Annotated in this window: 10 protein-coding genes, 3 tRNA genes and 1 pseudogene; 6 read left to right on the top strand and 8 right to left on the bottom strand. The window is 71.7% G+C overall.

Annotated elements, in window-relative coordinates; all coding sequences use genetic code 11:
- The first annotated feature begins 27 nt into the window (after positions 1-27).
- The 3 genes from ACFV6E_RS20765 to ACFV6E_RS20755 all read left to right on the top strand — a co-directional run bounded on the left by ACFV6E_RS20765 (position 28) and on the right by ACFV6E_RS20755 (position 5,203).
- Complete coding sequence (locus ACFV6E_RS20765) at positions 28-2,175, top strand: hypothetical protein (RefSeq protein ID WP_385463458.1); 2,148 nt, start codon at positions 28-30, stop codon at positions 2,173-2,175.
- A 175-nt stretch (positions 2,176-2,350) separates the two neighbouring features.
- On the top strand, positions 2,351-4,177 hold the full coding sequence (locus tag ACFV6E_RS20760; RefSeq protein WP_385161256.1) for a N,N-dimethylformamidase beta subunit family domain-containing protein: 1,827 nt from the start codon (positions 2,351-2,353) through the stop codon (positions 4,175-4,177).
- A gap of 123 nt (positions 4,178-4,300) precedes the next feature.
- Positions 4,301-5,203 carry a phosphoribosylaminoimidazolesuccinocarboxamide synthase gene (locus ACFV6E_RS20755; protein WP_385463385.1) on the top strand — a complete coding sequence of 301 codons (903 nt, stop codon included), beginning with the start codon at positions 4,301-4,303 and terminating at the stop codon, positions 5,201-5,203.
- A 118-nt stretch (positions 5,204-5,321) separates the two neighbouring features.
- Here ACFV6E_RS20755 and ACFV6E_RS20750 read toward each other — a convergent pair.
- From ACFV6E_RS20750 to ACFV6E_RS20715, 8 genes and pseudogenes are all read right to left on the bottom strand, one after another.
- Positions 5,322-5,397: transfer RNA gene (locus ACFV6E_RS20750), tRNA-Gly, on the bottom strand.
- A 23-nt stretch (positions 5,398-5,420) separates the two neighbouring features.
- Positions 5,421-6,023 (bottom strand): response regulator, encoded by a 603-nt coding sequence (locus ACFV6E_RS20745; protein WP_385161252.1) that lies wholly within the window; start codon positions 6,021-6,023, stop codon positions 5,421-5,423.
- 491 nt (positions 6,024-6,514) lie between these two features.
- Positions 6,515-7,807, bottom strand: a pseudogene (locus tag ACFV6E_RS20740) (sensor histidine kinase); the annotation flags it as partial.
- A gap of 32 nt (positions 7,808-7,839) precedes the next feature.
- A complete protein-coding gene (locus ACFV6E_RS20735; protein ID WP_385161250.1) occupies positions 7,840-8,652 on the bottom strand; it encodes an ABC transporter permease in 813 nt (270 codons plus the stop codon).
- On the bottom strand, positions 8,649-9,650 hold the full coding sequence (locus ACFV6E_RS20730; RefSeq protein ID WP_385161248.1) for an ABC transporter ATP-binding protein: 1,002 nt from the start codon (positions 9,648-9,650) through the stop codon (positions 8,649-8,651). The genes ACFV6E_RS20735 and ACFV6E_RS20730 overlap by 4 nt, the downstream gene beginning before the upstream one ends.
- A 202-nt stretch (positions 9,651-9,852) precedes the next feature.
- Positions 9,853-9,928, bottom strand: a tRNA-Gly gene (locus tag ACFV6E_RS20725).
- Between the two features lie 115 nt (positions 9,929-10,043).
- Positions 10,044-10,115 (bottom strand) — tRNA-Gly (locus tag ACFV6E_RS20720).
- 264 nt (positions 10,116-10,379) lie between these two features.
- Entirely contained in the window at positions 10,380-10,697 is a 318-nt protein-coding gene (locus ACFV6E_RS20715) for an Lsr2 family protein (protein ID WP_385161246.1), read from the bottom strand.
- 360 nt (positions 10,698-11,057) lie between these two features.
- On the opposite strand from ACFV6E_RS20715, the gene purS reads away from it, so the two are divergent.
- The 3 genes from purS to purL are packed head-to-tail and all read left to right on the top strand — an operon-like array spanning position 11,058 to position 14,256.
- Positions 11,058-11,324, top strand: a complete 267-nt coding sequence (gene purS, locus ACFV6E_RS20710; protein ID WP_385161244.1) for a phosphoribosylformylglycinamidine synthase subunit PurS — start codon at positions 11,058-11,060, stop codon at positions 11,322-11,324.
- Positions 11,321-12,001: a phosphoribosylformylglycinamidine synthase subunit PurQ gene (gene purQ, locus ACFV6E_RS20705; protein WP_385161242.1), complete on the top strand. Its 681-nt coding sequence runs from the start codon at positions 11,321-11,323 to the stop codon at positions 11,999-12,001. The genes purS and purQ overlap by 4 nt, the downstream gene beginning before the upstream one ends.
- Positions 11,998-14,256 carry a phosphoribosylformylglycinamidine synthase subunit PurL gene (purL, locus tag ACFV6E_RS20700; protein ID WP_385161240.1) on the top strand — a complete coding sequence of 753 codons (2,259 nt, stop codon included), beginning with the start codon at positions 11,998-12,000 and terminating at the stop codon, positions 14,254-14,256. The genes purQ and purL overlap by 4 nt, the downstream gene beginning before the upstream one ends.
- Positions 14,257-14,395: the final 139 nt, after the last annotated feature.

Genomic DNA, 14,395 nt, shown 5'->3' with positions numbered 1-14,395 from the left:
AGGGGGTGACGTCCGGTCGTGACCGGTATGGGTGTGGAGGTGGGCGCGCAAGCGGCGCGCTCCCGGGCTCTTGCCGTGCTGCGCATCCGCAGCAGGGCGCTGGCCGTCGCCCTGCTGCCCGCGGCCGTGGCGGTCGTGCTGCTCGTCGGCGGTTCCACCGGCCATGTCGACGGCGGCGGCTGGGGCATCACCCGCTGGGTCGTGACGGCCCTCGCCGGGGTCGTACTCCTCGCGGCCGCTGCCATCGCGCTGGTGGTCGCCCGCGCCCGCCCGGCCATGAGCCCCACGGTCCCGGTCAGCGAGGACTCGGCACCGGATCTGTACCGCATGGTGCGTGACCTGGCCGACCGCCTCGACGTGCCCGCCCCCTCCGCGATAGCCCTCACCCCGGACTGCGACAGCTGGCTCGAGGACCGTACGCACCGGGCCCACGACCAGCCCCAGCCCGACGACGGCACCCTCACCGACGACGGACAGGGCCCGCCCGACCCGGAGGGCCGACAGCGGGACGGCGGGACATCCGGCCTGAGCGCCCTGCGAAGGCTACGAGGTCCGCGCGGCCCGCGCGGCCTGCGCGGCCTGCGAGGGCTACGAGGGCTACGAGGGCTACGAGGTCTGCTGGCCAGAGGCGGGGAGCGGCAGACGCCACGCCCCGGCCCCGGTCCCGGCCCCGGTCCTGGTCACGGTCCCGCCGCGCCCGTCCTCGTCATCGGATCGCCGTTCCTGTGGTGGATGCGGGTCGGCGAGCTGCGTGCGGTCCTCGCCCCGGTAGTCGCGGGCACGGGCCCCTCGGCCCACCCGGACATAGCGGCGGCCCGCCGTTTCGTACGGGGACTGGACGCGGCCGTGGCCGTGACCACCGCGCCGACGCGCGGCCCCCTGGTCCGTACGGCGTTGGGAGGCATCGGCTGGGTGGCCCGCCTGCTGCTGCGCAGTTGCCGCGGTCACGCGGTGGAGATGGAGCGCGGTGTGGCGGCGGCCGCCGCCGAGCGTGCACAGACTGTGGACTACGGCCTGCGCATCGTCGCCCAGGAACAGGTCGGGCTGGCGTACGCGGGATGGGACCGGTTGCTGACCCGGGTCGCTCTGCCCGCCTGGCGGATGGGCCGCTGGCCGTCCCGCCTCGACGCGGGCGTGGTCGCCGCCCTCACCGAGCTCTCCCGGCGGGACCGGCTGGCCGAGGGGTTCGCGTCCCGGCTGGGCGAGCGCCCCGCCTGTGACCTGCTCGAAGAGCCCGGCACGATAGACGAGGCGGCTTCCCTGCTCGCCGCCCGCCTCTTCCACGGCGGCCCCGCCGAGCGCGGCCCCGACTGGGCCCCGGTGAACTGGCAGGAGTACCCGGAGGAGGTCGTCGACCGCAAATGGCGTACCGACGCGGCCCGTCTCCACCGTGTCCTCGACGCCCAGGGCGTCCGCCCGTCCGCCGGCCGGACCGCCCCCGGCTCGGAGCCGACCCTCGCCCGGGTGATGGACCACTTGACGACCCTCACGAGCGGCGACGACCCGCCGGAGGACGCGACGGGCGCCGACCACGACGGCACCTCGGCCGCCGCTTCCCCCGCCCCCGCGGCCTCGGCTTCCGCCTCGGGCGACCAGCCGAACACCTACGCCCCCATGACGTCCATCGAGGGCGACACCGGTACCAGCCCCAGCCCCATCCCCGGCACCGCCACCGCCACCGCCACCAACGATGCCGCCGCCACCAATGACGCCGCCGCCACCAATGACGCCGACGCCGACGATGACGCCGACGACGAGGACCCCGTAGGGAACGAGCGGACCGCCGCGCTGGCCGCCGCGCTCAGCGCGGAAGTGGCTCGCGAGGAGGCGGCCGCGGGCCCCGTACCGACCGCGGGCACGGAGCAGTCGGGCCCCGACAGCGCGCTCTGGGAGGACGGAACGCTGCCGCTCTTCCCACTGCAACCACCGCGTACGGGACGGGAGTTGCTCGCCGATCATGTGACGGCGATGGTGTGCTGCGCCGCGATGGACACGGCGGGCGCGCTGCCCGGCCTCGACTGGCTCGACGGCCCGTCCCTCCTCGTGGACGGCGAGCGTGCCGCCGACCTCGGCCCCCGCGTCCTCTCCCTCATAGAGGACGGCGACCCGGGTCCCCTGCGCGACTGGCTCCTCCGGACGGGCGCCCGCCCCGAGAAACCGGTCCGCCTGGTGTGACTCCGATATGCGGACACGCATCGCCCGTTAACGAGCGGACGGCTCCGTTGTTCCGGACTTCGTCAAATAGCGACGAACGGTGACGGACTGCGTGCTGCATGTGATGTGCTGAGACCGATCGCGTACACAGCAAGGGCTTGCAAGCGGTGACGGGGGCGTTGGGAGGGGAGTACGCATGGCGTCGGAGCAGATCCGCCGCTGGGAGTCGGGAGCACTGGCGCACGCTGTGACGGACCCTTTCGGACAGGGCCCTCTCCCGTGGCTCCGCGGTGACGAGCAGTATTTCGACGACACGGGCCAGGTCGTCCCCTGGTACATCGACTGTGTCGATCACTACGACCGCCACGGCACACACGGCCGGTACGGCCCCGGCGGCAGCACCGCACCGGCCTTGCGGGACCCCGCATCCCGCTCCGGAGAGGGCACCCGAAACGGGGAAAGCGCGCGTCCCGGAGGAAGCGCGCGTCCCGGAGACAGCGCTCGCCCCGCATCGGGCACTCGCTCCGGACCGGACACCCGACCCGGCAGCGACGCCGGTTCAGGAAGGCCCGGCAGCGACGCCGGTTCAGGAGGGCCCGGCAGCGACGCCGGTTCAGGAGGGCCCGGCAGCGACGCCGGTTCAGGAGGGCCCGGCAGCGGCGCCCGTTCACGAGGGACCGGCACCGACGCCCCTTCAGGAAAAACCTTCCGCGCCGTCCCGCGCCCGCGCGCCGGAGGCCCCCGTTCCGCGGACGACGTCCACCGCCAGATCAAAGGTTTCGCCTCCACCGGCTCGGCCGTCCCCGGCCAGGCGATCGACTTCCACATCACCGTCGATCCGCCGCAGGAGTTCAGCATCGACGTCTACCGGATCGGCCACTACGGCGGAGACGGCGCCAGCAAGGTCAGCACCAGCCCCCGCCTCTCCGGCATCGTCCAGCCGCCCCCGCTCACCGCCGACCGCACGGTCTCCTGCCACCACTGGTGGCTGTCGTGGCGGCTCCAGATCCCCAGCTACTGGAACATCGGCGCGTACGTCGCCGTCCTCACCACCGCCGACGGCTACCGCTCCCACGTCCCCTTCACGGTCCGCGACGAGCACCCCGCCGACCTGCTGCTCCTGCTGCCCGACGTCACCTGGCAGGCGTACAACCTCTACCCGGAGGACGGCCGCACGGGCGCGAGCCTCTATCACGCGTGGGACGACGAGGGCCGGCTCCTCGGCGAGGCCGACGCCGCGACCACGGTCTCCTTCGACCGTCCGTACGCCGGCGCGGGCCTGCCCCTGCACGTCGGTCACGCCTACGACTTCATCCGCTGGGCCGAACGTTACGGCTACGACCTCGCCTACGCCGACGCCCGCGACCTGCACGCCGGCCGCGTCGACCCCACCCGCTACCGGGGCCTCGTCTTCCCCGGCCACGACGAGTACTGGTCGACGCCGATGCGCCGCGCCGCCGAACGCGCCCGCGACCACGGCACCTCCCTCGTCTTCCTCTCCGCCAACACCATGTACTGGCAGGTGGAGCTGGGCCCGGCACCGTCCGGCGTCCCCGACCGCCTGCTCACCTGCCGCAAACGCAAAGGCCCGGGGAAGCCGGCCCTGTGGCGCGAGATCGACCGTCCGGAGCAGCAGCTCATCGGCATCCAGTACGCGGGACGGGTCCCGGAGCCCCATCCGCTGATCGTCCGCAACGCCGAGCACTGGCTGTGGGAGGCGACCGGAGCCCTGGAGGGCGACGGGATCGACGGGCTCGTCGCCGGCGAGGCGGACCGTTACTTCCCGCGCACCCCACTGCCCGACCACCAGGACCGCATCCTCCTGGCCCACTCCCCCTACACCGACAGCGACGGCATCTCCCGGCACCAGGAGACCTCCCTGTACCGCGCGCCTTCCGGTGCGCTGGTCTTCGCATCCGGGACGTTCGCATGGTCCCCGGCCCTGGACCGCCCGGGCCACGTCGACCCCCGTATCCAGCGTGCCACGGCCAACCTCCTCGACCGCATCTGCAAACGCGACTGAACGGTCACCCCGCACCCGTCCACCGCGGACGCCCCACCCGCCCCACCTCGCCACCCCGTGGCCCGAGCCGGTCCCCGCATACGGGAGAATCGAGCCAATTGGACAGAACCACGGGGAGGAACCGTGTCCGGATTCGTCGAAAAGCCCGAGCCCGTCGAGGTCCCGGGTCTGGTGCATCTGCACACCGGCAAGGTGCGCGACCTGTACCAGAACGAGGCGGGCGACCTCGTGATGGTCGCCAGCGACCGCATGTCCGCCTACGACTGGGTACTCCCGACCGAGATCCCGGACAAGGGCCGGGTGCTCACCCAACTGTCGCTCTGGTGGTTCGACCAGCTCGCCGACCTGGCCCCCAACCACGTCCTCGGCACCGAACTCCCGCCGGGCGCCCCCGCCGGCTGGGAGGGCCGCACCCTCGTCTGCAAGTCCCTGCGGATGGTCCCGGTCGAGTGCGTCGCCCGCGGCTACCTCACCGGCTCCGGGCTGGTCGAGTACAACGACTCCCGCACCGTCTGCGGCCTGGCCCTGCCCGAGGGCCTCGTCGACGGCTCGGAACTCCCCGCCCCGATCTTCACCCCCGCCACCAAGGCCGAGGTCGGCGAGCACGACGAGAACGTCTCCTACGAGGAAGTCGCCCGCCAGGTCGGCGCCGACACCGCGGCCCAGCTGCGCCAGGCGACCCTCGCCGTCTACAGCCGCGCCCGCGACATCGCCCGCGACCGCGGCATCATCCTCGCGGACACCAAGTTCGAGTTCGGCTTCGACGACGACACGCTCGTCCTCGCCGACGAGGTGCTGACCCCGGACTCCTCCCGCTTCTGGCCGGCCGCCCAGTGGGAACCGGGCCACGCCCAGCCGTCCTACGACAAGCAGTTCGTCCGCGACTGGCTGACCTCCCCCGAGTCCGGCTGGGACCGCAAGAGCGAGCAGCCGCCGCCCGTCCTGCCCCAGCAGGTCGTAGACGCCACCCGCGCCAAGTACATCGAGGCGTACGAGCACCTGACCGGCACGAGCTGGTCCAGCTGAGCCCTGCGGCGTGCGGCGTGTGGCGTGCGGCAGGCCGCATGCCGCCTGCCGTGCGCCGCACGCCACGTGGCGCGCGCACGAAGAAGCCCCCGGCCTCGGGCCGGGGGCTTGTTCTCTGTGGAGCGGACGACGAGGCTCGAACTCGCGACCTCAACCTTGGCAAGGTTGCGCTCTACCAACTGAGCTACGTCCGCACTGCGCCGTGGCGCGAGAGCAACTATACCCAACCTCGCTCCCGTGCGAGACGCACCGCCGTGTGACGGTTCTCCGCACCGAGCTTGGTCGCGGCCGACGACAGATAGTTCCGCACCGTGCCCTGGGACAGCGCCGCCCGCTCAGCGATCTCCGCCACCGGCGCACCGTCGGCGGCGAGCTCCAGCACCTCCGCCTCGCGCTCGGTCAGCGGCGAGTCCCCCGCGGAGATCGCGTCGGCGGCCAACTCCGGGTCCACGTAACGGTTCCCCGCGTGCACCGTGCGGATGATCTCCGCCAGCCGCTCGGCACTGACGGTTTTCGGCACGAAGCCGCGCACCCCCGCCGCGAGCGCCCGCTTCAGATGCCCGGGCCGCCCGTGACTGGTCACGATCAGCACCTGGCAGCCGGGCAGTTCGGCCCGCAGCGCTGTGGCCACTCTCACACCGTCGGCCCCCGGCATCTGCAGATCCAGCACCGCCACATCGGGCTCGTGGGCCCGCGCCATCGCCAGCGCCTCCGGCCCGCTCGCCGCCTCGGCCACCACCGCGAGATCCCCCTCCAACGCCAGCAATGCCGCCAGCGCCCCTCGAATGAGGTGTTCGTCATCGGCAAGCAGAAGCCGCACGGCGGAAGGCGTGGGGGACACGGGCGATCCAGGAGATACGGGGGGCACGGGGTGCTCGGGGGGAGCGGGCGTCACGGGGTGACCTCCTCAGTCGTCTGCGGCACGGAAGCTGGGGGAGTCTCGGCAGCGGCAGCAGGAGCGGCAACGGCAGAGACAGAGGTGTCAGGCTCGGCGGCCCCGTCCGGCTCGGCGGCCCCGTCCGGTCCGGCGGCCCCGTCCGGTCCGGCGGCCCCGTCCGGTCCGGCGGCCCCGTCCGGTCCGGCGGCCCCGACCGGCTCGGCGGCCCCGACCGGCTCGGCGTCCTGAAGGCGGACGGCAGCCTCGTCCGGCTGGACGGCCCCGACCGGCTCGGCGCCAGGGACGGCCCTCGCATCGCCGGGAACAGCCCCCGCTACACCGGTAACAGCCCTCGCGACACCGGGAACAGCCCTCGCGGCACCGCGAACAGCCCCCGTGGCACCGCGAACGGGCCCCGCCCCGGGAACGGACCGCGCCGCACCGGCAACAGCCCCCGTGGCGTCCGGAAGCCGCACCTCCGCCGTGACCCGGAACACGCCGTCCCCGGCGGCCCCCGCCCGCAGCTCCCCGTCGACCTCGGCCAGCCGCTCCCGCAGGCCTGCCAGGCCGGAGCCCCGGCCGGCCCGCGAGCCCTTCCCGGCCTCCCGCGCGTCCTTGCCGGAACCAGGAGCCGGTCCCGCGACGGCCGCTCCGTCGTTCACTCCGTCGTTCTCCACGGTGAGGACGGCACAGCCGTCCGTCACGGTCAGGGAGACCGAGCAGCGCTCCGCGTCGCCGTGACGCAGTACGTTCGTCGTCGCCTCCCGGACCACCCAGCCGAGCGCGGACTGGACCCGGGCGGGCAGCGCCGTGACGGAACCGCTTACTTCGCAGTCGATACCGGCGGCGGTCAACACCCCGCGCGCTCCGGCCAGTTCGGCGCTCAGGTCGGCCTCCCGGTAGCCGCGCACCACTTCCCGCACCTCGCGCTGCGACTCCCGCGCTATGCGCTGCACCTCGATCATCTGGTCCACGGCCTCCGGCCGCTCACGCCGGGCCAACTGCACGGCGAGCTCGCTCTTGAGGGCGATCACCGCCAGATTGCGGCCCAGTACGTCGTGCAGGTCGCGGCCGAAGCGCAGCCGCTCCTCGGCCACGGCCAGCCGGGTGCGGGTCTCCCGCGCCTCGTCCAGCTCGTACACCGCGTTGAGCAGCCAGACCGAGAACGCGGCGGTGAAGGCCAGGAAACCGGCGGCGAGCAGCACGGCCACACAGAGGATCAGCGCCGCGAAGCCGGGGAAGCCGAGCGGCAGCGCGATGAGCGCGGCTGCCGCGGAGGCGGTCACGACCGTGTACAGCAGGGTGCGTATGTTCCGCGTGCCGAGGGCGAGCGTGCCCGTCCCGAACGCCATGACGCCCACGAACAGCGTGGTCGCCGTCTCGATGTGTGCCTCGTCGGCCGGCCGCCAGCTCGTCCCCGACAGTGACACCGCCAGCACGGCGATCACGGCGGTCATGAGCGCGAGCGCGATCATCGTCCGCCCCGGCTGCTCGCGGGTGCCGCGCGTCCAGTCCAGCGCGCGCGAGGCCGTCACCGCGCACAGCACGGCGTGGGTGCACACCAGGAGGCACAGCACCGAGGCCAGGGGCAGTCCCACGCTCCCGAACGGGATGAAGCCGATGGAGACGGCCTCGATCACCGCGAAGAAATGGAAGGACCACCGGGTGTACGTCTCGACCTTGGCGGGAGTGGTCTTGCCCCGCCACCAGCCCTTGACCGTCCGCATGCCCCCGCTCGCTTCCCTCGCCGTCGCTCCCGTTACCGCCGGGGCTCCCAGCGGAACCACCGCCGTACAGCAAACACCGCGACCACGGTCCAGGCCACCGCCGTCGCGAGGGCACCCAGAATCTCGTGCGCCGAGAGCTGACCGGTCCAGCCGCCGCGTACCAGCGTGATCACCGGGGTGAGGGGCAGCAGCTCGCACACCGAGGCGAGCCGGTCGGGCATGACCTCGAGAGGGGCGATGGCGCCGGAGCCGAGCAGGGAGATCAGGATCAGGGGCATGGCGGCCACCTGGGCACCTTCGACGCTCTTGCTGACGTTCGCCGTGATCGCCGCGAGCGCCGGGCACAACACCAGACCCAGCAGCAGCCCGAGCAGGGCGAGATGGGGCGCATCCGGCGCCCCGACGTCCAGCAGCACGATGAAGGCCGCGACGAGGGCGAGCGACTGCACCAGCCCTATCGCCACCGAGGGCAGGGCGGCACCGGCCAGGATCTCCCCGTCCCGCAGCTCCCCGGTGCGCAGCCGCTTGAGGACGAGCTCCTCGCGGCGGGCCGCGTACACACTCACCAGCGCGCTGTAGACGGCGAAGAGGAGCGAGAAGGCGATGGCCGAGGGGAGCAGGACCAGTCCGGCCGAGAGGCCGGTGCCGTCCAGATCCATCTGGTCGACCGTCGAGCGCAGGCTGAACGGCAGGACCAGCGGAACGATCAGGGCGGCGAACAGCGTCGCCTTCGCACGGCCGAGCAGGGTCAGCTCGGCGCGGGCCAGCGCCCCCATCCGCCGTGCGGCCGTGGTCGTGCCGGCGCCTGTGCCCGGCGCACCGCTCGTGTCCGTCGCCGTGCTCATGCCGCCGTCTCCTTCTGCTGCTCGCGCTGGATGTCTCGCTGTCGGGTCACGCCCCGGGCCGCGTCCTGATCCGCCGCGTCCCGGGCTATGCGCAGGAACGCCTCCTCCAGGGAGGCCGACCGCACATCGAGCCCGCGCAGCTCCACGCACGCCCGCTCGGCCCACGTCAGCACCGCGGTGGCGGTCCGCTGTAGCTCGTTGGTGCGCAGGTGGACCGTGCGGTCCGTCATCTCGTGGGACACGACGCCGAGCTCGGTGAACGGGGGCAGGTCGCCCGGGAAGAATCCGGTGGGCAGCTCGAACGACATCCGGGACGGCTCGGCGGCGGTCACCTCGGCCGGCGTACCGGAGGCGGCTATGCGGCCCTCGTGCATGATGGCGAGCCGGTCGGCCAGTGCTTCCGCCTCCTCCAGATAGTGGGTGGTCAGCAGCACCGTCACACCCTCGTCGCGCAGCTCGCGCACCAGCTCCCAGGTGGCCCTGCGGCCCTCGGCGTCCAGGCCCGTCGTCGGCTCGTCGAGGAAGAGGACCTCGGGCCGGCCGAGGAGGGCGAGCGCCAGGTCCAGCCGTCGGCGCTCGCCGCCGGAGAGCTGCTTCACGCGCACTCCGGCCCGCCGCCCCAGACCGACCAGCTCCAGCGCCTCGCCCGTCGGCCTGGCCCCGCTCGTGCAGCCGGCCCACATACGGACGGTCTCCCCGACGGTGAGCTCGGAGGGGAAGCCTCCCTCCTGCAACATGACGCCGATGCGCGGGCGCACCGCCGCCCGCTCGGTGAACGGATCGCGTCCGAAGATCCGCACGCGGCCGCCGGCGGGCCGGGCGAGGCCTTCGAGCAACTCGACCGTGGAGGTCTTGCCCGCGCCGTTCGTCCCCAGCAGTGCGAAGAGTTCGCCGCGGCCCGCGGAGAACGTGATGCCGCGCACGGCCTCGAAACCGCCCCCGTACACCCGGCGCAGCTCGGTGACCTCGATCACGTCGTGGTGCTGATTCGTGTTCATGCATTCAGCGTCCCCGCCGGCCGTGCCCGCCAGCAGTGCGCTGTGTCATCACTCCACATGACAAATGTCAGACGGCGGGAAGAGCGGACGATCCCCGGGAAGCCCGGACCGCCATCGGATCGGAGAGGAGGCACAATCAAGGCGTCGCAAGGCGAAGCAAGACACAAGCAAAGGCCCCGGTCGATGACCGGGGCCTTTGTTATGGAGCGGACGACGAGGCTCGAACTCGCGACCTCAACCTTGGCAAGGTTGCGCTCTACCAACTGAGCTACGTCCGCATTGCCTCCGACCGGCTTTCACCGATCGGCGCGAGCACCACCCTACCTGATCCATCCGTGGGCCTTCGACGAGCCTCGGCAAGGAGGGTCCGTGAATGGCTGGTAAGAGATGCAGAGCGGGTGACAGGAATTGCACACTGCGCCTTCCCCCTGGAAGGGGGATGTTCTACTACTGAACTACACCCGCGTGACTCCGTGAGGTCCGGCCTTTCGGCCTCGCCCCTCGGCGTGCTCCAGACTTTAGCTGACCAGCAGGGGGGAAGCGCAAGTCGGTTGCCCGCAGCGCCTCGTGACGGGTCTTCGCGGCCCCAGGGAGTGCATCGCATCCCGTAGAAGCCCCCGGGGACCCACCCCGTAGAAACCTGCCCCCGGGACCCGCCCCGCGGCGGCCCGCCCCCGTGCGCCTCGGTAACGCCCCAGTGGACACCCCGGCGCGCCCCCGGCGAACGTCTCAGTGCGCCTCGGCGAACGCCTCGTACACCTTCTTGGGGATGCGGCCGCGCGGCGGTACGTCGAGCTGGTTGGAGCGGGCCCACGCTCGGACGGCGGCCGGGTCGGGGTTCAGCGCCGTGTGGGTGTACGCCTTGCCGGACCTCGCGCGCTTGCGGCCGGCCTCGACGTAGGGGGCGAGTGCCTTCCGCAGTTCCTTGGCATTGGCTGGGTTGAGGTCGATCTCGTACGACTTGCCGTCCAGTCCGAAGGCGATCGTTTCCGCCGCTTCCGAGCCGTCGATGTCGTCAAAGAGAGTGACCACGACACGCTGCGCCACGAATATCGGTCCCTTCGTGCGGCATCTCCGCGATCACGGCGCATGACGTGCTGGGACGCCATGGACTGGACGAAGAGATGCCGGCTGTCCGGCTGTTAATGGGGCAAGTATCGGCTATTGCCAATTCCTTTGTACAGTGCCCCGCATTGCAGCGTGGACCTCGACTAAATCCGCCCGCGTGTCCGCGGGCAATGGAGCGGCGGGTGACTTCTTGGGTTTTTCCCAGGATTTTCCGTGGAGGCCGCCGCGTCGATGCGCGATCGTGATCGGGGTCACGTAGGATTCTACAAATCTACGCGAGTAGAATTTTTGTGCGGGTAGTCTGAAGGGACCTGCTCAGCACCAACACCGGGAGTGCCAGTGGCACGCGTCGTAGTCGACGTCATGCTCAAGCCGGAGATCCTCGACCCCCAGGGCCAGGCGGTGCAGCGTGCACTGCCGCGCCTCGGTTTCGAGGGCGTCTCCGACGTACGTCAGGGAAAGCGATTCGAGCTCGAAGTGGATGGGCCGGTGGACGACGCCGCGCTCGCCCGCATCCATGAACTCGCGGAATCCTTCCTCGCCAACACCGTGATCGAGGACTTCACCGTGAAGGTGGAGGACGAGAAGGCCGAGGTCGGAAAGTGACCGCTCGCATTGGCGTCGTCACCTTTCCGGGAAGCCTCGACGACCGGGACACACAGCGTGCGATCCGGCTGGCCGGTGCCGAGCCCGTCGCGCTCTGGCACAAGGACAAGGACCTCAAGCAGGTCGACGCCGTAGTGCTGTGCGGGGGTTTCTCCTACGGCGACTATCTGCGGGCCGGCGCGATCGCGCGCTTCTCGCCGGTCATGGAGACCCTGATCGACGGGGCGAAGTCCGGAATGCCGGTCCTCGGCATCTGCAACGGCTTCCAGATCCTCACCGAGGCCCATCTGCTGCCCGGCGCGATGCTCGGCAACGACCACCTGCACTTCATCTGCCGTGACCAGAAGCTGCGGGTGGAGAACGCGGACACCTCCTGGACCACCGACTACACGGCCGGCCAGGAGATCCACATCCCGCTGAAGAACATGGACGGGCGGTACGTCGCCGACGAGCGCACGCTCGACATGCTGGAGGCGGAGGGCCGGGTCGCCTTCCGCTACCTCGGCATGAACCCCAACGGGTCGCTGCGGGACATCGCCGGCATCACGAACGAGGCGGGCAACGTCGTCGGTCTGATGCCGCACCCCGAGCACGCCGTCGAGCCCCTCATCGGGTCCGGCCGCACGGACGGCCTGCCCTTCTTCACCTCGATCCTCAAGAAGCTGGTCAACGCATGAGCCGCACTCCTCTGGACACGGTCGAGAACGCGGCCGCGACCCCGGACGTCGAGCTGCCCTGGGCCGAACTCGGTCTGAAGAAGGACGAGTACGAGCGGGTCGTGGAGATCCTCGGCCGCCGGCCCACCGGCGCCGAGCTCGCCATGTACTCGGTGATGTGGTCCGAGCACTGCTCGTACAAGAGCAGCAAGGTCCACCTGCGCCAGTTCGGCGAGAAGGCGCCGCAGTCCGACGCGCTGCTCGTCGGCATCGGTGAGAACGCCGGTGTCGTGGACGTCGGCCAGGGCTATGCGGTCACCTTCAAGGTCGAGTCGCACAACCACCCGTCGTACGTCGAGCCCTACCAGGGCGCGGCCACCGGCGTCGGCGGCATCGTGCGCGACATCATCGCCATGGGCGCGCGGCCCGTCGCCGTCGTGGACCCGCTGCGCTTCGGCGCCGCGGACCACCCCGACACCAAGCGCGTACTGCCCGGCGTCGTCGCCGGAATCGGCGGCTACGGCAACTGCCTGGGCCTGCCGAACATCGGCGGCGAGGTCGTCTTCGACGCCTGCTACCAGGGAAACCCGCTGGTCAACGCCGGTGCCATCGGCGTGATGAAGCACGAGGACATCCACCTCGCCAAGGCGTCCGGCGCCGGCAACAAGGTCATCCTCTACGGGGCCCGGACCGGCGGCGACGGCATCGGCGGCGCCTCCATCCTCGCTTCCGAGACCTTCGACGACGCGAAGCCCTCCAAGCGGCCCGCCGTCCAGGTCGGCGACCCCTTCCAGGAGAAGCTGCTCATCGAGTGCACCCTGGAGGCGTTCCGGGAGAAGCTCGTCGTCGGCATCCAGGACCTCGGCGCGGCCGGCCTGTCCTGCGCGACGTCCGAGCTGGCCTCCAACGGCTCCGGCGGCATGCGCGTGACGCTGGACGACGTGCCCCTGCGCGACTCGACGCTCTCGCCCGAGGAAATCCTCATGAGCGAGTCGCAGGAACGCATGTGCGCGGTCGTGGAGCCGGAGAAGGTCGACCGGTTCCTGGAGATCTGCGACAAGTGGGACGTCATCGCCACCGTCATCGGCGAAGTGACCGACGGCGACCGCCTTGAGATCTTCTGGCACGGCGGCAAGATCGTCGACGTCGACCCGCGCACGGTGGCGCACGACGGCCCGGTCTACGAGCGCCCCTACGCCCGTCCGGACTGGCAGGACGCCCTCCAGGCCGACGACGCCAACAAGCTGCCCCGGCCCGCCACGTCCGAGGAGCTGAAGGACCAGGTCCTGAAGCTGGTCTCGTCCCCGAACCAGGCGTCCAAGTCCTGGATCACCTCCCAGTACGACCACTTCGTGCAGGGCAACACGGTGCTGGCGCAGCCCGAGGACTCGGGCATGATCCGCATCGACGAGGAGTCCGGACTCGGCGTCGCCATCGCCACCGACGGCAACGGCCGGTACGCCAAGCTCGACCCGTACACGGGCGCGCAGCTCGCGCTCGCGGAGGCGTACCGCAACGTCGCCACCACCGGCGCCAAGCCCCTCGCGGTCTCCGACTGCCTGAACTTCGGTTCGCCCGAGGACCCGGCCGTCATGTGGCAGTTCGCCGAGGCCATCCGCGGTCTCGCCGACGCCTGCCAGCAGCTCGGCACCCCGGTGACCGGCGGCAACGTCTCGCTGTACAACCAGACCGGCGAGGCAGCCATCCACCCGACGCCGGTGGTCGCCGTCCTCGGCGTCATCGACGACGTGGCGCGCCGCACGCCGGTCGCCTTCCAGGAGGAGGGCCAGCTCCTCTACCTGCTCGGTGACACCAGCGAGGAGTTCGGCGGGTCGGCCTGGTCGCAGGTCGTCCACGACCACCTCGGCGGGCTGCCGCCCAAGGTCGACCTGGAGCGCGAGCGGCTGCTCGGCGAGATCCTCATCTCCGCCTCCCGCGACGGCATGATCGACTCCGCGCACGACCTGTCCGACGGCGGTCTGGTCCAGGCCGTGGTCGAGTCCGCGCTGCTCGGCGGCAAGGGCGCGCGGCTGGTCGTACCGGACGGTCTCGACGCGTTCACCTTCCTGTTCTCGGAGTCGGCGGGCCGCGCGGTCGTCGCCGTCCCGCGCTCGGAGGAGCTCCGCTTCAACGACATGTGCGGGGCGCGGGGGCTGCCCGTCACCCGCGTCGGCGTCGTCGACGGGGACGCCGTCGAGGTGCAGGGCGAGTTCGCCCTCTCCCTGGACGAACTCCGCACGGCGCACGAGGCGACGATCCCGGCGCTGCTGGCGTAACGGGAGCGGCGGCACGTCGCGACTCGGCAGACGAAGGCCCCGCCCGGGGAATGGGCGGGGCCTTCGCCGTCCCACGACCCGACACCGCCACCCGGCCCCCCAACCCGCGCCGACGCGGGACCTGGGGCCTCCGCCTCCC

Source organism: Streptomyces sp. NPDC059785 (assembly GCF_042732375.1).
Classification (GTDB): domain Bacteria; phylum Actinomycetota; class Actinomycetes; order Streptomycetales; family Streptomycetaceae; genus Streptomyces.
Note: the sequence above shows the minus strand (reverse complement) of the source record. Positions and strands in the feature narration are given on the sequence as shown.

Coding starts and splice junctions, on each gene's coding strand:
- ACFV6E_RS20735 (WP_385161250.1), bottom strand. CDS start 8,652: ATGAGCACGGCGACGGACACGAGCGGTGCGCCGGGCACAGGCGCCGGC.
- purL (WP_385161240.1), top strand. CDS start 11,998: ATGAGCCGCACTCCTCTGGACACGGTCGAGAACGCGGCCGCGACCCCG.
- ACFV6E_RS20730 (WP_385161248.1), bottom strand. CDS start 9,650: ATGAACACGAATCAGCACCACGACGTGATCGAGGTCACCGAGCTGCGC.
- ACFV6E_RS20765 (WP_385463458.1), top strand. CDS start 28: ATGGGTGTGGAGGTGGGCGCGCAAGCGGCGCGCTCCCGGGCTCTTGCC.
- ACFV6E_RS20760 (WP_385161256.1), top strand. CDS start 2,351: ATGGCGTCGGAGCAGATCCGCCGCTGGGAGTCGGGAGCACTGGCGCAC.